This is a genomic window from Microvirga lotononidis (assembly GCF_034627025.1).
GTDB classification, from domain to species: domain Bacteria; phylum Pseudomonadota; class Alphaproteobacteria; order Rhizobiales; family Beijerinckiaceae; genus Microvirga; species Microvirga lotononidis.
The window spans coordinates 1,018,831-1,036,626 of the sequence record NZ_CP141050.1 but is presented as its reverse complement, the minus strand read 5'-3'; the positions used below and the strand labels follow the sequence as shown (position 1 = coordinate 1,036,626).

The window sequence follows — 17,796 nt, the reverse complement described above, 5'->3', positions numbered from 1 at the left end:
ATAACGCCAAGCTTCCAGCAAAGTTCCCTGGCCCATTCGAATTCGGGCTCTGGTCGAGCGACGGCCTGGTTTCGAACAGCCGTATAGCCGCTCGCCCCATGCCAATGAATTCCAGCTGAAGGAATTGTTCGGGTAAGCGTCACACCGCCTCTGCCATTGTCTTGGTCCTAGTTGGGTTCAGGTTCCGGCCTGACGGCAAGGAGAGATCGATGCGAGCACGCACAGCAATTCTTATCGCAGGGCTGACTGGTCTGTGCCTGACCGCTTCAGCCCGGGCGGCTGATTATGGGATCGCCCCCTTCGAGGGTGTCGAGGTCGAGAGCCGCAGAGAGATCTACGAGACCCCACCGCCTGTCGTCACCGAGCGCTTCCGCGAGGAGAGGATCGAGCGCGGCCCACGGTATGTCGAAGAAGAGCGGATCGATGGCCGGCCCGGGCCGGGATGGCACCGGCCTAGTTACCCTGTTGCGGCCCGCCCCTGGTGGAGAGGCGAGGATTGCCGCCTGATCATCAAGCGCCGGATGAACCCGTGGGGTGAGGTGATCGAGCGGCGTGTCAGGGTCTGCGATTGAGGAGCATACGCAACCGGGCCTCACGCTCATCGTTCTCCCGATCAGCGGAGGAGGTAGTCATGAGAGCGACAGTGCCACTGATTCTGTTTGGGATGGTAGCCCTCGGCTGTGGCTCTCCCGCGTTGTCCCAGCCGGCGCAAGGAACTCCCATCGAGACCGGTGAGCCGATCCCGCTCTCCGCCGAGAAGCAGAAGATGATCCTGGATCAGGTCAAGGCCTCTCCGGACCTGCCGGAAACCAATCTGAACGAGCCCGTCCGGATCGGCATGGTCATTCCGCCAGAGGTGGAACTGCTCGAGTTGCCCCAGGATGCCGCCACGGCCGTTCCGACTGTCACGACCTATAATTACCTGATTGCCGGCAACCAGATTGCGATCGTGGAGCCGGAGAGCCGGAAGGTGATTCAGCTCATCAAGCGCCAATAGCGGCCTGAGAGCCTGATTTCTCTGAACCGAAAACTCTCCTGATGATCTGTCCGGCTCATCCCGCCTTCGGGAACGGAACGATCGTTCCCTCGGCTGGCTCAGCCGCATCCGGAGCAGGGTATGTGGCTCTGGCGATCTGAGCACGCTCGGCGGCCGAGCGCACGTAAGACACCAGGGTCTCGCTCGGGCAGGGCTTGGCCAGGAACGCGGCCCCGGGCGGAAGATCACCTTCCCTCGGCCATTTCCGTCCCGAGGTGATCAGGATTTCGATGTTGGACCAGTACTCGTGAACCTGGCGGGCGAGCGCGTAGCCGTTGCGGCCTGGCGGCATTTCGACGTCCGAGAGCAGGACGTCAACCCCAACTCCGGCGCTGAGCACAGTGAGAGCCTCGTCGGCGTTGGCTGCTTCCATAACACGGAAGCCAGCTTCAATCAGAATGTCAGCCGTCACCAACTCTGGCGATGGTTGTTCATGCCGTTCCGGTCTCGGCTAAGCCCGTGGCCCGTGTCGCCCTCACGTCAGAGCGGATGTCCGAGCTGCGGCAGATCAACAGCCATGTGAACAGCACCATCGTTGAAGTATCCGACATGGAGCAGTACGGGCGCGAGGACGTCTGGACACTGCCGACGAGTGGCAAGAGGGACTGCGAGGACTTCGCGCTGCTGAAGCGCAAGCTGCTCGTGCAGCGTGGCTGGCCGGCCGCGGCGCTGTCGATTGCGGTCGGCACGACCTCATCCGGTGAGCCGCATGCAGTGCTGGTCGTGACAACGGGCAACGGCGAGTAGGTCCTGGACAACCTGACCTCGTCCATCCTGCCGCCCGATCAGACGGGCCATACTCTCCTTTCGCGTCAGTCGGGCGTGGGTAGGTTTCGGCTTCGGGCGTTAGAACCAGCGAGCCGATGGTGGATCTTCCTGTCGCCCGCAGCCTACCCGTGGCACAGGCCGGGCTGCGCCGGCCGCGCGGCTGACCCGCTCCCTTCCCAAGTAAGCGGTGGAACTGAGTCGACAATAAGATCGTTGCCCGGCTGTGGCCCCTTAGGCGAGAGAAGCCCCTCCATCGAGTATTGCTTGCCCCTGATAGTTCAAGACTATCAGGGGCTTTCGTTTGGGCCTCTGTCAACGGACAGGCTAAAACCAAGGTGCAGCCAGGTATAAAGATTGCTTATCCGTTAACAGGCGCAGGTATATCCACATTTCATCTGAAAATATTTCTAGGATTGCGCCGGAACCATGTTCTTTGTTTGGCGTCATCTAGCAACCTGAGCCGCTCTTCTGCGATCAGCCCTCATCAGTACTCTCTTGTAAGGTGAATCATGAAGCGTTCGCACGCTCTCGCTTTGTCCGCGATGACCCTGTTTCTTGCCGCGTCGGCGTCCGCCCAGGCTCAGATGCCCAGGTCAGGCCAGCAGTGCCAGCCTGCTGTTGCTAACGCATCGATGTACGGCAACTGCCGCCTCCGCATCGTCCAGGGCCAGGAAGTCTGCCGATGTGCGATCCTCCCGCAGGCGCGGCGTGCAGTAAACCAAGACGTCAGAGCTGAGACGACCGGATCCACTGCTGTTCCCGGAGCATCGCTCCTGGATCGTCTCTTCGGCTCTGGCACGAGTGCCGTCGCAGGCGGCACGTCAGCGCGATCTGCGCCTGGTTCTTCTGCGATTGCTGGTTCCACGAGGGGCAGCAGTGCGACTTCCTCCGGCAGCACCATGGCAGGCGCAGCCGCAACCTCGGGTTCCGGTAGCGCGGCCGGACGATCCGCAGGCGGAGGCCTCGCCGGATCCGCTTCAGGAGATGCATCATCTGGCGCTTCTCTTGGCGGCAACTCTGCCAGCGGCAGTGGCCCGGCCAGCAGCACCGGCGGCATTGGAGGCTCGAGCGGCGGTGGCAGCCGCGGGTCGGCAGGTTCGGGCGGCGATGGCAATGGTGCCGGGCGGGGCAATGGCAATGGACCGGGAAATGGGAACGGTCAGGGGCCCGGCAACAACAACGGTCTGGGCAACGGATCGGAGCCTGCCGACAACACCAGTACTGATGTGAAGGGCACCGATCCGTCCAATCCCGGTGGCGGCAATGCCGGAGGTGGTGGTCGGGGAGGCAATGGCAATGGTGGCGCTGGCGGCAACGGCCATGGCGGCGGAAACGCTGGTGGCAACGGAAATGGCAACGGGGGCGGACGACGCTGAGGCCCTCACCTCTGCTGATTTCCAGCGCGCAGTCGCCGGGCACTCCACGAGGCTGCGCGCCAGCCATCTGCTCCAATAGAGGCCCTTGGCTGGTTCGCCAGCCAAGGGATCTTGATTATCGAAACGTTATTCCTGGCCTTTGCAGGTTCGGTGCTGGCAGCATGCAGTCGCTGAGCTGGTATGTTCTGGAAACGAGCGGAATGTCGTCCTGCGCCCCGAAGGACCGGGGATTTCCCATCCTAAACCGACGGCGATACCAGAGACGTCCGCCAAAAAGCCACCAGACGGAGCTGGCGTAGTCCCAAGGTCTGATGATCCCGCGTTCATGTCAGTGCAGGACCGGCTCCAGCGGGATCGACAAAAGGACCTCACCGGATGGGTTCACCACGTCCAGCCGCCAACCCTGCCAGGATGCGCCGACCTGGATGGCCTCCTCGCGGATGTCCTCGATGGCTTGCAGGGCGAAGCCCCTCGCCGTCGCGAGGTCCAGGATTTCGACACCCGTATCGTCTCCGATGAACTCGTGACTGTTCACCAGATGAAAGTAGCAGCGCATTGACGAACCATCGGTTGAGCCAGCGCAAGGCTGCCCAACCAATCCATTGAGCAGCGCAAGAGCACCGGAGTAAGATCCTGTCAGGGGGATTTAGTCGAGCCCGGTTCTTCGCCCACTGAACGATTTGATGAAATGCTTGCGGGGAATAAAGCTGCCGAGCTTCCGTTATTCTTCATTCCGGCAATGGATGCGAGCTGCAAGGAGGCCCCATGAGCGAGCAGGATCTTTACGTCATCCGTGCATCGGGAGAGGGCTGGGCCGTTCATCTCGGGGAGGAAACGCTTGGGCGGTTCGGCGAGCGGCCACAAGCCATCGAGGCTGCTGTTGTCGTGGCTGAGGCCTCAGCGCGTCAGGGAAAGGCCGCAGGTGTTGTGCTGGAGGAAGGTGACGACCAGGTGCCCATCTGGGACGCTGGGCGGGATGCGTACTCGGATCTCTCGTGAGAGCCGTCGGCTCACGGTTGTGACTAATCGTTGTCCCTCTCATCCGGTGGTGGCGTTCTGGCCCAGACATCGGCTGCTACATCGAGCATCACGGCGACAGCCTCACGGACGGCTTTGTCGCTGGTGCTGACCCGAGCACTCTCCAGGACCAAGCCAAGGCGCCGCCGGCTCGGCCACGGCAGTGCAGCCAGAGTGGTCTGAAGGTCCAATCGCGCAGCGGCCGATACTCCGGCGCGCTGGGCAATCTCATCAACCTTGGTGGCGAGGGCGCCCAAGTGTTCGGCAACCTGACCGGAGGTGGAATCTGATGTGAGCAATGGCATTGAATATCGAATGTTGTTTCAAGTGACCTGCTCCCCAGCCGACCCCTGAGTTTTAGAGACTATCCTGCGCTACCTGCGTTCCAGTAAGGCCCTGTGGATAAAAGGGAAATATTGGCGCACCTGTTGTCGGATCCTTAACCTGCCACGTAGCCTCCGAACCTTTCACCGTAATCCTGAGACATGATCCGCTTTGGCACCATGCAGCGAGGCGGATCGGCATGAGAGGACTTGGTGATCACCAAGCGCAGCATTCCTTCCAAACCTGAGCAGTATTGTCGCCACAATCGGCAACAAGGATCCGACTGAGCTGATTCCGGCCAAACGGTTGCGAGGGCTCATGACCTATAAGGAACGAGCTGTGCTCTATTGTCGTGTTGGGCTCATTCTGACGGCTTTTGCCATGATTGCCGGGGTTGTTGCCGAGCCGCTCCTCCGGCCGTTATGGTCCTCACGCCTGACCGTTGCCCAGCGGTAGTTCGTTCGCGGCCAATTCCTCACGTACAGACTCTTCGCCACTCCGATGAGAACAAGGCAGCTCGCTGGCAGTGACACCGGGAGGTAGGCTTTGGCAAGATCAAAGGGATCAACCATCCCGCCTTCCCAAGCTTGGCCAAAGCTCGAGACTCGATCGGACAGCACCTTGCACGAGGATGGCAACGGAATACGCTTCAGGCTTCATCAAACGGCCTTCGATGAAATTGCGTCTCAATGCCGGAACGTCTGGAATTGGCCCCTGGCGAACCTTAGCCGAATTTCTGCACTGGCGGCGTGAGCAGACCCTCGTGGGCAAGAACTCATTGGCTCAGGTTGACCGAGAGTGTGTGAAAACGCTGACGGACCCCACCTTTGAGAAATTTTTATGTCTTACAGCTTCAGACAGACCGGGGATTTCGCGGTGCAGAGGCACAAAATTGTACGAATAGTGCGCCAAGGATGAGCTAGTTCGAGTTTTCACACAGGCTGGACCCGAAGGAGACCTTCGATCCGGCAAACAGGGATGACCCGGCTGCCTCGCGCATCGTGCGGACCTGGAGGGCCACGTCAGTGAAAGGCGGATCCGGTTCTCGCTCGTGCGGACCGCTGGTTCCGCTCAAACGCGGCGCGGCGTCTTGCGCCTGAGGCGGCGAGCATCGTCTGGGCCGAACTTGAGCGCCCACCGGCGAGCTGTCTCGTAGGATACGAGACTATCGCCAAATGGTAGAGGCGATGATCTGAGGTGGGAACTGGTAGCCCTTGTAGCTGATCGCATGAGCATGCCGCCGCTCTCAAGCCACAAGCCGCTGCCCAAAGTCACTGTGACATCGCCGCGTCGCTGCCCTCCGGAACAATGCGGGTCTGCCTCAGGCCGCTTTCGCTCGCTGCATCGGGTGCCCGTGCGCACGACCACCCACTGCGAGCAGGGGCGACGGGACCCGCAAGGGCCCACGCGCGTCCCGCTCGCGCTGCTCGATCGAAATCCGCGGATGGACGAGGAGACCTTGGGCTGGGCATGGGGTCGGGGCGGATCTAGTCGACGCAAGGGAGTTAAACTCCCTCGTTCAGCGGGTGCACGGATTCGCAGTCGTCTGCGGAACCGCTCTGCGCTGCACGCCAAACGGCCACCTCTTGTCCTCGGAGTAGGGGAAGCGTCCTGCTGCTAGGATCCCCAAAGCTGGCTATCGTTTCTCTTGCCTGGAGATGCGGCTGCTCCGACTGGTGTTCGGGGCCAGGCGGGGAGAGGTCGGCAATGGTCTGCTTTCCGGCCTCTCCTTCCTCACAAAAAAACTCCCTCCCCAGAGGATGAGCAGTGGAGGGAGTGAGGCTCCGCTAACGGCTGTCTTATTCCTGACAACCGGCCTTTATTTGCGGGTTTGATGGTGACGAATTTGAGCAAGCTTGACTACAAGTTGTCGCCAGTATCCGCGCTGGCTCCGGGGGGCTTGCTGGAGCCCATTTTACTGAATAGTCGACACGGCGTTCCATAAGCCGCCGCGAATATGTTCCGAGCACTTCAAATCGCGTTCCATACTGACAATTATGCGAAATTGCGGAGGCGCTTTTCACCTGCGCACGAGAGGCAGTGCAATAATCTTGCCTTTGGAATGTGCCTATCGGCGATCCTCGTCTGCTGCCAGCTCCTCCAGATGCTGGGCCGCCTCGAACAGATGATACTTAGCTTCGAGGAGCGGAATCCGCGCGGCCATGGTGCGGATCCTCTGAGCCTGCTGCCGATACTCGGTGGCCTTATCGGGGCGGGGCGAATCCATAACTTATGCCTCCGATGAAGTTTCTCGCCTACCAACGGCCTAACGAGGCTGTGGTTCGCTGGCCTATAAAAACAGCCTTACCCAAATTTGAGTGGACGTTGCGCTACTCATCGAACAGCACAAGAACTCCGACTACCAGCCCGAAGATGGCGATGGGGATCAGAAGCGACACGAGGTCCTCAAGATCCATAGCAAACTCACCTAGGCAGGCGGTTCGAGATTGCGCGGGCTCAGTGCAGCGAAAAGATACTCTGCTCCTGATTGTAATCAGAGAGGGAGATGCGCAGGATCGTTCGGCCAGTCCCATCCGTGACCTCAAGGCGCCAGCCGTGCCACTCGTGCAACAGGAGGCGCTCTTTGATGAGCCCATTCGCCGCCCTGATGATGGCGAACACGGCGCCTTCCCCGCTCCACAGGACGATCCCCTCCTCGTCCGGGATCACCTCATGATCCGAGACAAGATGGAAGAAGTATCTGGCTGATGCGGGCATGGCCAATCACACTGCAAAAAAGTCCTCCAAGGCAGGATCACAGTCATTGATGCGGTCAGCAATGTGGCGAGAGAAGACCAGAATACCTTTTGGTTCTTAGCGCCAAGACGGTGGTATTACTTAAGGGCTAACGTGACCCCGCCGCCTTGCCCCATTCGATACTGAACGTTATGCGAAACTACGGTTCACGTGGCATCGGCCAAGAAAGAAGGACCAAGAGCGACCAGCTCTTGATCCTCAAGGTAGTACATGGGCCTCCCCAATGAGCAGGCTAGCGAAAGTCCACCTATCCGGATGTCTACCTGTCCACGGGTCGATAACCGGTTATCGTAGTTGCTCTCATCTCTGTTCGAGTGGCGTATGCATCACTTGGTTGACCTTGCATGGACTTGAGGCACAAAGGCCGAGAACCGCTTCATGGACTTTGTGCTGCTGTGCGGCCTGATGTTCGGGCTCACTATCACGGCCACAAGCATTTACGATGCCTGGAAGACGGATCTGCCGTGGATGGGCTGGGATCTAAGACGAAGGCAAAGGGCGCAACGGTAAGAAGCCCCAGACGCACGGTTCCGAACAGATCCCGTTCGATCATGAGCGAGTAGAAGCGCCGGATTCCCTGCTCCGGATTGATCCGATGCAGAACCAAGTGGGGCTTGATCGGGGATCAGAGGGCGTCAGGCATTTCATCCTGCTTTGATCGCCACTTCGGGATTACTTCCTTGAGTACTCGAATAAGTCTGATGGTATGTGGAAGATGTACGTCACATCCCTGACACGATTTACTTCAAACTCGTCCTTCCTTTTGTCCCCTGAGGAGATCGAGATGCAGCTGGACGATCCCTTTCCTGTTGAACATCTACCCAGGCGGGTTCAGGAATCCATCTTGGACGAGTTTCAGGGGCGTCATCCTACTGCTCTTGAGGTGGCCCGCGTGCCTGATGCCCATTGGATGAGGCTGCCTGGGATAGGTCCCACGACGCTTGCACGATTGCGCTCCCTAACAGAGGAGCTGTGCGGGCAAGTCCAGCCATCCGCCCTGACCAAGCTGACGGTTTCCCAATTGCTGAAGCGGCATGATCGCCTGATCACCCGCCGAGAGCAGCTGCAGGTCAAGTTGAGGGCCATTAGCGATCAGCTGCGGGCGAGCAAAACCGAACTCTGGATGCGAGGGATGACAGCTCGGGCTGAGTGAGACCCCTGCGGAATCGTCAAGCATCAGGAACTTGAGGCAGCGGCATCCAGCCCCGAACGTGCTGATCGAAGTCGGTCGATGAGCCATGGGCCGAGAAGACGCGCCAGAAGCTCACGCCGAATATCTCGTCTGTTTCCCAGAAGCCGACCGTCACCGGGAAGTCGGGCGGAGAGTCATCGTCCTGGATCCAAAGGAGGACGGGAGATCCATCGCGTGGCGCGGCGCTCACGTCGAGCCATCGGCCTGTTGTCATTCTCTGCCTCCGAACCGTTCGGAAGCTGGATCTGCCCCACTCTCATTTGCCCCGGCTTTGCCGATAGCCCTTCTCAGGTTCTCCAATGCTGCTTCCAGATTCTGGTTTGGCTCAAAGGAGAGCATAAGAAAATGTGGGGCAGCAATGCTGCCTGCAGTCTTGTCTCTGCCAGACCGGCCGGCGCTCGGGTTTTAATCATTGCCTTGTCCAAAAGGGATCCTCGCAGCCTGCCCACGAAACCGCATGCTCCCACGTCCCAGGCACGGCCCGTCCGGATGGGGAACGTTGAGCCCAGCCATCTGGTTGTTTAACCAATGGGCGGACTGCATCAGCAGAACCATACCCCGTGAGCAGGAGGAAGTGCCATGGTTCACAGGTTCCAGATCGGCCAGCTTGTGCGGCCGCGGGAGAAGCTTCTCGAGAATAGTGGGATCTACGAGATCCTGCGCCAGCTTCCGAGCGGACCGGATGGCGAGCCGCTCTACCGCATCAAAGCTGCAAGCGGACCGGTTCAGCGCGTTGTGCGCGAGGCTGACCTCATGCCGGCTTCAGCCTCCTCAAGAGCGGCAGGTTGAACAGGCTTTGCCTGTAGAAACAGCGATCTGTATCAGAACAGGCGCAACCAGTTGATGCTGCGGACTAACTACTGACGCCAGGTCGAATTACAGCCAAGCGGCCAGACCCGCCTCAGATCCGATGGTCTGGCGTCACAGCAGGGAGCTCAGCTCTTGGCTCTACGCTCCTCACGCTTGTTGAAGCCGAGGTTGGGTGATGATCGATTTGTCCGGATGCCAGTCGTTTCTCCAAGGCAGCAACTTGCCGTGCCAGATTGTCGATGGCTGCTTTGAGAGCGAGGACATCAGCCGCATCGGGAATGGTGGAGACTGTGCTTGCCGCCTGTAATGGGGCTGGCTCATTGAGGCGCGTGCGAGGCTCGGGCTGCGCTTCATTGTAGGGCTCTTGCCTCCTGCGGAAGGAGCGGAGCCGCCGGAGCACCTGCCAGATCAGCCACAGGACGCAGAAGGCGAGGAAGAGCGCAAGCAACGCTGAGGGCAGATTGTCGAACATACTTGTCGTCATTCCCGAACGAGCGGATTGTGATTTGGGGCAATGCCCCGGCGCTGGAGAGCGTTCCAGCGCTATGCATCCGAGGCGCGTGGCCACCCAGCAATTGTCGCTGTGTAATGATCAGGCGTTTCACAGCATCGTTTTCATTCATCCCGAATAATCGACCGGATCTTCTGCGCGAGTGCATCGACCGCAAACGGCTTCGTAATCATCTGCATGCCGGGTTCCAGGAAGCCCGCCGCCAGGGTGGCATTCTCGGCGTAGCCCGTAATGAACAGCACCTTGAGATCGCGGCGGCGTTCCCGGGCGGCGTCGGCGAGCTGGCGCCCGTTCAGGCCCGGCAGACCCACGTCCGTGATCAGGAGGTCGATGCGCCGCCGGGACTGGAGGATCTTCAGCCCCTCCGGTCCGTCCGCTGCCTCCAGGGTCCGGTAGCCGAGATCCTCCAGAACGTCGATGACCAGGCTGCGCACCACCGGCTCGTCCTCGACCACCAGCACGATCTCGCCCGACTCTGCGCGAGGCGCCTCGGCTAGCGTCGCGGCCTCGATCTGCGCGTCCGTTTCGCCGCGGTAGCGCGGCAGGTAGATCTTGATCGTGGTGCCCTGACCCACCTCGCTGTAGATCTTCGCATGGCCCTCCGACTGGCGGGCGAACCCATAGACCATCGACAGCCCCAGGCCGGTCCCCTGACCAATGGGTTTCGTCGTGAAGAATGGGTCGAACGCGCGCCCGATCACGTCCGGCGGCATGCCCGTTCCCGTGTCGGTCACGCAGATGCAGACATACTGGCCGGGCTTCACGTCCCGCTGCGCCGCGATGTAGGCCTCATCCAGGTGGGCGTTGCAGGTCTCAATCGTGAGCTTGCCGCCGTCCGGCATCGCGTCGCGGGCGTTGATGACGAGATTGAGCAGTGCACTCTCCAGTTGGTTGGGATCGCAGAGGGTCGGCCAGAGGCCGCCCGCCAGCACAACCTCCAGGGCCACCGTCTCGCCGACCGTGCGCCGGAACAGATCCTCCAAGGAAGCGACGAGCGCATTGGCCTGAACGGGCTGTGGGTCGAGCGGCTGCCGGCGGGCAAAGGCGAGCAGACGGTGCGTCAGGGCGGCGGCGCGATTGGCCGACGTCGTCGCTGCCGTGATGTAGCGGTCGACGGTCTCGAGGCGCCCCTGCGAAACGCGTGTGCGCAGCATGTCGAGGGATCCCACGATGCCGGTCAACAGGTTGTTGAAGTCGTGCGCGATGCCCCCGGTGAGCTGGCCCACCGCCTCCATCTTCTGCGACTGCCGCAGGGCCTCCTCCGTTTGACGCAACGCTTCATCCGCCGCCCGCTCCGCCGTGATGTCGCGGCCGATGGCGTAGAACAGTCCCTCCTTGGGCACTGCCGTCCACGAGATCAGCCGGTAGCTGCCGTCTTTGGTGCGGAAGCGGTTCTCGAACCGGAAGGTTTGGGCACCCTGGTCAAGGCTCCCAAGTTCGGCGAGCGTGCCCTCGACATCATCGGGATGGATGAGCCCAAGAAAGTTGCTGGCGAGCAGCTCGTCCTCGGACCAGCCGAGCATCGTCGTCCAGGCCGGGTTGACGGCGACCAGCGTTCCGTCCGAGCGGCAGACGTCCATCAGGTCGGTGCTGAGCTGCCAGATCTGATCCCGCTCCCTCGTGCGCTCCTCGACCTCGGCTTCCAGGGTCTCGTTCAGGCGCCGCAGCGCTTCCTCGGCGCGCCGGCGCTCCTCAATCTCGCGTTGGGTCTTCTGAAACAGGCGGGCGTTGTCGATGGCCACGGCCGCTCCCGCAGCGAGCCCGGAGATGAGCCGCTCCGAGCGCTCGTGGAAGACGCCCGTCTGCGCATGTCCGAAAAACAGGCCACCGATCACCTCACCGGATCGGGACGTCACAGGCACAGCCAAGTAACTGCGAACCGGCAAATGGCCTTTTGGCATGCCTCGATGCGGCTCCGAGTGTCCGTAGGCTGGATCCTGGGTGATGTCGTCCGAGCGCACAATGCGCTCACCGTTGAACGTCGGCGCGAACACCTTCGTATTGCGAGGCATCGGGAACTTCGAGAATGCCTCACGCGGAACGCCCGAGATCGAGTAGAGCATGTAGCTCTCGCCGGCCTCGTTCTCCACGTTGTAGAAGAACGCACCGAACTGGGCGCCGGTGAGCTCCACGCCTGCGTCAGTCACACGCTGGACCAGCCGCTCGAGATCGTGCTCTGACGCGGCAGCAGCAAGGGCCGTGTTGAGGATCTCCAGGGCGCGGGTTTCCTCCCGCAGGGCATCCTGGCTGGACCGACGCTCGGCAATGTCCTCGGTGGTGCCGTACCACTCGACGATCGCTCCGTCTGGACCGCGCCGGGGAAAGGCGCGCGAGTGCATCCAGCGGTAGCTGCCATCGCGCATGCGGGCGCGATGCTCGATGTCGTAGGGCTCACCGGTCGTGAACGCTCGAGTCCATGCCTCAAGCGAGGGGCCGAGATCGTCCGGATGAATCGCCTCTGCCCATGTCCCGCCGAGCCCACTGGTTCCCGTCCAATCCTGCCAGCGCTGGGCGACGCGATCGAGTTGGCCGTCAGGGCGGGCCGTCCAGGTGACCTGCGGGTTCAGCTCGATCGTATGACGGTAGTGATCCTCCGCCTCGCGAAGCTGGGCTTCTGCACGCTTGCGCTCGCTGATGTCCCGATAGAAGACCGACAGACCATCAGGAGCCGGATAGGCGCGGATCTCGGTCCAGGCCTCCCGCCCGTCAGGCCACGTGTACCTGTTCTCGAACGTGGCCGGCTTGCGCTCGGCCATGCACCGTTTGTAGAACTCACCCAACGGCGCGTTCTCGGTGTTCGGCCAGACCTCCCAATGGATGCGCCCGATGATCTCGGTCTCGGGCCGCTGATCCAGCCTCAACCCGGCCGGATTGATCCGGAGGATGCGGAACTCCCGGTCGAGCAGAATGAAGGCCTCATCCATGCCGTCGAGCACGCCTCGGGCGCGCTCCTCGCTCTCCTGAAGGGCGCGCTGGCCAAGGACCTTACTGGTCGTCTCAGTCGCGGCGCAGAACATGCCTGCGATGGTGCCGTCATCATCCCAGACGGGATTGTAGGAGAAGCTGAACCAGGCATCCTCACGGTAGCCGTGGCGTTCCATGGGGATCAGCAGGTCCTCATGCCAACTCGCCTGCCCGGACAGGGTCTGGTCGACCAGCGGCCTGATCTGCGGCCAGATGTCAGCCCAGACCGCCGCGAAGGGCCGCCCGAGCGCGTTGGGATGCTTGGCCCCGAAGATCGGGATGTAGTCGTCGTTGTAGAGGAAGGCGAGGTCGGGTCCCCAGGCGATGAACATCGCCTGCCTGGCGTTCAGCATCGTGCGTACGAGGGTGCGCAGGGACTGCGGCCAGGTCTCGGGCTCTCCCAGGGGGGACCCCGACCAGTCGTGGGAGCGCATGCGGGCCCCCATCTCCCCGCCGCCCGAGAGGAAGTCGCGATCGGTGGCGGCTGGGCGTGGGTTTCGGTCGTGCATCGGGATTCCGGATGGAGGCTGGGCCGGGCGGCCTCGGTGACGGAATGCGATCTAGGGCGACGCGCCCTGCACCGCAACCATCGTCCCAAGGGTCTGGCCTTGAGCTCATGCGCATCATCGTGGGCGCGGGATAGGAGTTCACCCCTCGGAGCAGGGAACAGTCACCGGAATGGTCCCAAGCGGTGGCTTGATCCTCCTCCAACTCAGGCTATTTCCCGGCCTCCATGCATCCAGCCAGTCCCTCTCCCTCTGTTGTTCTTGTCGTCGAAGATGATCCTTGGGTCCGCGCCATGGCGGTGGATGCTCTTGAGGTGGAGGGGTTTGAGGTAATCGAGGCTCCATCCGCCGATTACGCGGTGACCCTGTTGGAAGCCAGACGCGACATCAGCGTGGTGTTCACGGACATCACGATGCCCGGGACGCTCAACGGCCACGACCTGGCGCGCTTGGTTCGAAGGGCCTACCCACACGTCCATGTCCTGGTCTCGTCCGGCGCCCTGCCGCCCGGGTTCAGCGGCGAGGTGCCGGATGGGCGCTTCGTGCCCAAGCCCTACCGCATGACGGATATCGTGCGGATCATCCGCGAGATGGCTCGGTGACGTGGCTTCCATCGCGGGTCTGGAGCGTCTTGCCGCCCTCACGCCAAAGTGCCCAGCGACACCCCGATCAAGCACCACCTCGTGCTGCACCGGATCGACCCGGAGCAGGGGATCCGGCGCGTTTACTCACTCATGATCGAGCGCGACCTCTTCGGGACCGTGCGTCTTGTTAGCAATTGGCGGCGGATCGGCACCAACGGGCAAGAGAAGGTTGAGGAATTCGCCGACGAGGTCGAGTCCGGCCAAGCGCTGCAGGCGCTAGCCGCCCTAAAGCGCCGACGCGGGTATCAGGATTTATAAACCGCCTCAGTAGAGGTGCGAGACCACGCCATAGACGCAAAAAACCTTGCCCATTGCGGGGCAGGGCTAAGTCTCTCCTCGCCTTCGGAGTGTCCGAAAACAGAACCAGTAGGGCATACGGTTCCCACCCTGTCAAATCCACGAAATGTTAACGTCTTGCTAAGCATCATCGCCGTCATGGCCTCATCAAGTAGGGCCTAAACCGGAGCGGTGTTGCATCTTTGTCATAGTCTTTTTTTCCCGCCTCTCCATAAACTGTCCCAAGACCTCCTCGCCTAAAGGATTCTTCTCATGAAAACCCGTCTTCTCGGCTTGCTCGCCGCCACCACCCTCGCGACTGCTGGCATTTCCGCGGCTTCCGCTGCTGACCTGCCGATGCGCGCCGCTCCGCCGGCTCCGTACATCGCGGCCGTTCCGGTCTTCACCTGGACCGGCTTCTACGTCGGTGCCCAGGTCGGTTATGGCTGGAATGCCAACGACAACGACATCGTTCTCCCGAACGGGTTCGTGGTGCAGAGCGGCGATTTTGGTGACAGCGGCGACGGCTTCCTGGCCGGTGTCCATGCTGGCTATAACTACCAGATCGGCTCGTTCGTGATCGGTGTTGAAGGCGATATCGAAGGCGTGTTCGGCGATGACAACAATGACGTGGTCATCATCGGCCCCGGCGGCGGCGTGTTCACGAACTACGGCTTCGCCGGCAACGCTCTCGACTGGCAGGGCTCGATCCGCGCTCGCGCCGGTTTCGCGTTTGACCGCGCTTTGATCTACGCGACCGGCGGTTTCGCCTTCGCTGGTGTCTCGGATGGTTTCGGCATCCGTGGCAACGACGACACGCTGACCGGCTGGACGCTGGGCGCTGGTGTCGAATATGCCTTCACCAACAACCTGACCGCCCGTCTGGAGTACCGTTACACCAACTTTGATGGTGGCGATAACTTCTTCAACAATGTCTCGCTCGGCAGCAACGACATTGAATTCCACACAGTTCGTGCTGGCATCAGCTACAAGTTCAGCACCTACTAAGACCCGTCTCCCACAGAGACAGACAAGGCCCGGGCAAACACCCGGGCCTTTTTGTTTGGGTCGAGAGGCAGCGGACGACCGGGGAGATCAAGGCCAGCAAGGCGCTGGAGACGATCGCACAGGCGAAGCAGCGGCGGGGCTGTCGGGATCTATAGCAATGAAAGTGGGGAAAGTGCCTTAATCAGCGGGTGAACCGGAATGCGATGGAGGTATGTTCTGCCCAGGCTGTACTTGGGGTACAAGTTTGAGATTGTGCTCATGCCCGCGACCCTGCCACAGACCCTAGCCCTGGCGAACGTGACAGTACCTCTTCCGCGGGCCCCGGGACGACCTCACCGGCCTAACCGACCGCAGGTTCTTTCGGGATCGCCTTCGGCAACTCCTCCAACAAGCAGATGAAACAGGGCATCGTACCCCTGCATCAGTTCGCTTCCTGTCATATCAGGATCGGTACTGCGAGCCTCGCCAGAATGGCAAGGTCTCAGAGCCCGAACAGCCGTTCGAAGAAGTTCTTTTGGCGCCGGGGGCGCCGCTGGGGTTGGCTCCTGGCGCTTTCGCCGGCATTGGCGTAGCGCGAACCCTGTCCTGCGCCACCCACACCCGGCAGGCCCACCGGCTTCTGGTCCTTCAGGGCGATCTTCATGAAGTTGTGCCAGACGTCGGTGGGCAGATTACCGCCAGACACGCCCTTGGTGGGCGTGCTGTCGTCGTTGCCGAGCCAGACGCCGGCAACCAGATTGCCGGTGAAGCCCACGAACCAGGCATCCTTGTAGTCGTTGGTAGTGCCGGTCTTGCCGGCCATGGGCCAGCCGGGGATTTGCGCTTTCTTGGCAGTCCCGATGACGAAGACGTTGTGCATCATCGCGTTCATCATGGCATCGATGCTTGGATCGATGATGCGGTCCAGACCACTCGACGCCGGGCGGTTGAAGAGGAGCTTGCCATCCGTCGTCTTCACCTCAGTGATCACGTAAGGCACAGCCTCGAAGCCCCCATTGGCGAAGGCTGCATAGGCGCCCACGAGTTCCAGAGGTGTCACCTCGGAGGTGCCGAGGGCGATCGAGGGGTCAGCCTGGAGCGGCGAGGTGATGCCGAGGCGCTGAGCCGATTGCACGACGGCCTTGGGCCCGACCTCCATGTTGAGCTTCACCGCCACGGTGTTGAGGGAGAGCGCGAGAGCGTTGCGTAAGGTGATCGGCCCGCGATAGCCCCGATCATAATTCTCGGGCTTCCAGCCATTGATGTTCACCGGAGAATCCGTACGCACAGTGTCGGGGGTGAGCCCCCGCTCAAGGGCCGTCAGATACACGAACGGCTTGAAGGACGAGCCCGGCTGGCGGCGGGCGGAGGTGGCCCGGTTGAACTGGCTCGTCTCGTAGTCGCGGCCCCCCACGAGGGCTGTCACAGCCCCGTCGGGCCGCATGGCCACGAAGGCGCCCTGGCTCACATTGAACTTCTGGCCCTTGGCGTCGAGTTCGTCCACCAGCACCCGCTCGGCAGCCGCCTGCAGGGACGGCTCAAGGGTAGTCGTGACCACGACATCGGATTCGATTGTGCCGACGACGTCGTCGAGCACGTCCACCACGTAGTCAGCGGCATAGTTGGCCGAGCCGGCTCCTTTGGGACGCACGGGCTCGTTTGGTGCGCCGAGCGCCGACTTAGACATGTCCGGCGTGATGAAGCCGAGCTCGTTCATAGCCGCGATCACGAGTGCGGCGCGGGCCTGCGCGGCCTCGGGGTTGCGGTTGGGGGCGAGACGCGAGGGCGACTGCACGAGGCCCGCCAGCATGGCGGCTTCCGACAGCGACACATCGCGGGCCGATTTGCCGTAATAGCGCTGAGAGGCGGCCTCGACGCCGTAGGCGCCAGCACCGAAATAGACCCGGTTGAGGTAGAGCTCAAGGATCTGGTCCTTGGTGTAGTTACGCTCGAGCCAAAGGGCGAGGATCGCCTCCTGGATCTTGCGCGAGGCGGTGCGCTCCGGGGTCAGGAACAGGTTCTTGGCGAGCTGCTGCGTGAGGGTCGAGCCGCCCTGCAGGCCTCCGCTGTTGCTCAGGTTGCGGTAGGCGGCGCGGCCAAGGCCCATCAGATCGATGCCCCAATGGTCGTAGAAGCGCCGGTCCTCGATCGCGACGAACGCTTTTGGCAGGTAGGGCGGGAGCTCCTCCAGCGTGACGGTGCGGCCTCCGGTCTCGCCGCGGTTGGCAAGAAACGAGCCGTCGCTCGCCAGGATGGCGATGTTCGGGGGGCGTTTCGGCACGGTGAGCTGATCGATGGGCGGCAACTGCGAGGCGTAATAGGCGACGATGCCGCCCAAGCCGATGACGCCGCACAGGCTGACCGCGAGCCCGGCATAAACCACCTTACGGAAGAACGAGCCACCGCCCGCGCGCTGAGCCCGCTTTGGATGGCGAAGCTCTTCATCGCCGGTTTGAGAGGCTCGCCTGCGGGCCATCAACCCGTCCTTCCGATCCTCGGACCCGGGACGAGAATCCAGCTCCTGCGCTTCTGTACCCACCGCGTTGACAACCGGCTCGCGCCGGTCACATCCGTTCGCCACGTGTGATCAACCCCCATTCATGCCGCCGGTGCAATCGGGCGTTTCTG

18 protein-coding genes and 1 pseudogene are annotated in these 17,796 nt (G+C 61.8%); 9 read left to right on the top strand and 10 right to left on the bottom strand.

Going from position 1 to position 17,796, the window contains the following annotated elements; all coding sequences use genetic code 11:
• The first annotated feature begins 209 nt into the window (after positions 1-209).
• Both U0023_RS34660 and U0023_RS34655 read left to right on the top strand, forming a co-directional pair.
• A complete protein-coding gene (locus U0023_RS34660) occupies positions 210-572 on the top strand; it encodes a hypothetical protein (protein ID WP_009762926.1) in 363 nt (120 codons plus the stop codon).
• A gap of 59 nt (positions 573-631) precedes the next feature.
• On the top strand, positions 632-997 hold the full coding sequence (locus U0023_RS34655) for a DUF1236 domain-containing protein (RefSeq protein WP_009762925.1): 366 nt from the start codon (positions 632-634) through the stop codon (positions 995-997).
• A gap of 55 nt (positions 998-1,052) precedes the next feature.
• On the opposite strand, the gene U0023_RS34650 is transcribed toward U0023_RS34655, so the two are convergent.
• Complete coding sequence (locus U0023_RS34650; protein WP_280941514.1) at positions 1,053-1,448, bottom strand: response regulator; 396 nt, start codon at positions 1,446-1,448, stop codon at positions 1,053-1,055.
• 11 nt (positions 1,449-1,459) lie between these two features.
• On the opposite strand from U0023_RS34650, the gene U0023_RS34645 reads away from it, so the two are divergent.
• Entirely contained in the window at positions 1,460-1,783 is a 324-nt protein-coding gene (locus U0023_RS34645; protein WP_009762923.1) for a transglutaminase-like cysteine peptidase, read from the top strand.
• Between the two features lie 1,010 nt (positions 1,784-2,793).
• On the opposite strand, the gene U0023_RS34640 is transcribed toward U0023_RS34645, so the two are convergent.
• On the bottom strand, positions 2,794-3,285 hold the full coding sequence (locus tag U0023_RS34640) for a hypothetical protein (protein WP_154661103.1): 492 nt from the start codon (positions 3,283-3,285) through the stop codon (positions 2,794-2,796).
• A gap of 223 nt (positions 3,286-3,508) precedes the next feature.
• Complete coding sequence (locus U0023_RS34635) at positions 3,509-3,736, bottom strand: DUF6894 family protein (RefSeq protein WP_009762921.1); 228 nt, start codon at positions 3,734-3,736, stop codon at positions 3,509-3,511.
• A gap of 209 nt (positions 3,737-3,945) precedes the next feature.
• On the opposite strand from U0023_RS34635, the gene U0023_RS34630 reads away from it, so the two are divergent.
• A complete protein-coding gene (locus tag U0023_RS34630; protein ID WP_009762920.1) occupies positions 3,946-4,179 on the top strand; it encodes a hypothetical protein in 234 nt (77 codons plus the stop codon).
• 23 nt (positions 4,180-4,202) lie between these two features.
• On the opposite strand, the gene U0023_RS34625 is transcribed toward U0023_RS34630, so the two are convergent.
• The 4 genes and pseudogenes from U0023_RS34625 to U0023_RS34610 form a co-directional block, all read right to left on the bottom strand.
• Positions 4,203-4,502 (bottom strand): hypothetical protein, encoded by a 300-nt coding sequence (locus U0023_RS34625; protein WP_040638632.1) that lies wholly within the window; start codon positions 4,500-4,502, stop codon positions 4,203-4,205.
• A 1,096-nt stretch (positions 4,503-5,598) separates the two neighbouring features.
• Positions 5,599-5,746, bottom strand: a pseudogene (locus U0023_RS35990) (IS6 family transposase); the annotation flags it as partial.
• 843 nt (positions 5,747-6,589) lie between these two features.
• A complete protein-coding gene (locus U0023_RS34615; protein ID WP_009762918.1) occupies positions 6,590-6,748 on the bottom strand; it encodes a hypothetical protein in 159 nt (52 codons plus the stop codon).
• Positions 6,749-6,978: 230 nt separating this feature from the next.
• On the bottom strand, positions 6,979-7,239 hold the full coding sequence (locus U0023_RS34610) for a DUF6894 family protein (RefSeq protein ID WP_009762917.1): 261 nt from the start codon (positions 7,237-7,239) through the stop codon (positions 6,979-6,981).
• A gap of 823 nt (positions 7,240-8,062) precedes the next feature.
• On the opposite strand from U0023_RS34610, the gene U0023_RS34605 reads away from it, so the two are divergent.
• Positions 8,063-8,431 carry a hypothetical protein gene (locus U0023_RS34605; RefSeq protein WP_009762915.1) on the top strand — a complete coding sequence of 123 codons (369 nt, stop codon included), beginning with the start codon at positions 8,063-8,065 and terminating at the stop codon, positions 8,429-8,431.
• A 16-nt stretch (positions 8,432-8,447) separates the two neighbouring features.
• Here U0023_RS34605 and U0023_RS34600 read toward each other — a convergent pair whose 3' ends face one another.
• Positions 8,448-8,684 (bottom strand): hypothetical protein, encoded by a 237-nt coding sequence (locus tag U0023_RS34600; protein WP_009762914.1) that lies wholly within the window; start codon positions 8,682-8,684, stop codon positions 8,448-8,450.
• 365 nt (positions 8,685-9,049) lie between these two features.
• Here U0023_RS34600 and U0023_RS34595 point away from each other — a divergent pair, with 365 nt between their 5' ends.
• On the top strand, positions 9,050-9,259 hold the full coding sequence (locus U0023_RS34595) for a hypothetical protein (protein ID WP_009762913.1): 210 nt from the start codon (positions 9,050-9,052) through the stop codon (positions 9,257-9,259).
• Between the two features lie 636 nt (positions 9,260-9,895).
• Here the strand turns inward: U0023_RS34595 and U0023_RS34590 are convergent.
• Complete coding sequence (locus tag U0023_RS34590) at positions 9,896-13,264, bottom strand: PAS domain-containing protein (RefSeq protein WP_009762912.1); 3,369 nt, start codon at positions 13,262-13,264, stop codon at positions 9,896-9,898.
• A gap of 290 nt (positions 13,265-13,554) precedes the next feature.
• Between U0023_RS34590 and U0023_RS34585 the strand changes: the two genes are divergently transcribed.
• From U0023_RS34585 to U0023_RS34575, 3 genes are all read left to right on the top strand, one after another.
• Positions 13,555-13,863, top strand: coding sequence for a response regulator (locus U0023_RS34585; RefSeq protein ID WP_009762911.1), 309 nt, complete (start codon positions 13,555-13,557; stop codon positions 13,861-13,863).
• Between the two features lie 48 nt (positions 13,864-13,911).
• Entirely contained in the window at positions 13,912-14,163 is a 252-nt protein-coding gene (locus U0023_RS34580; RefSeq protein ID WP_009762910.1) for a WGR domain-containing protein, read from the top strand.
• Between the two features lie 291 nt (positions 14,164-14,454).
• Entirely contained in the window at positions 14,455-15,189 is a 735-nt protein-coding gene (locus U0023_RS34575) for an outer membrane protein (RefSeq protein ID WP_322883890.1), read from the top strand.
• Positions 15,190-15,670: 481 nt separating this feature from the next.
• Here the strand turns inward: U0023_RS34575 and U0023_RS34570 are convergent, their stop codons facing one another.
• Positions 15,671-17,644, bottom strand: a complete 1,974-nt coding sequence (locus U0023_RS34570; protein ID WP_009762908.1) for a transglycosylase domain-containing protein — start codon at positions 17,642-17,644, stop codon at positions 15,671-15,673.
• Between the last annotated feature and the right edge of the window lie 152 nt (positions 17,645-17,796).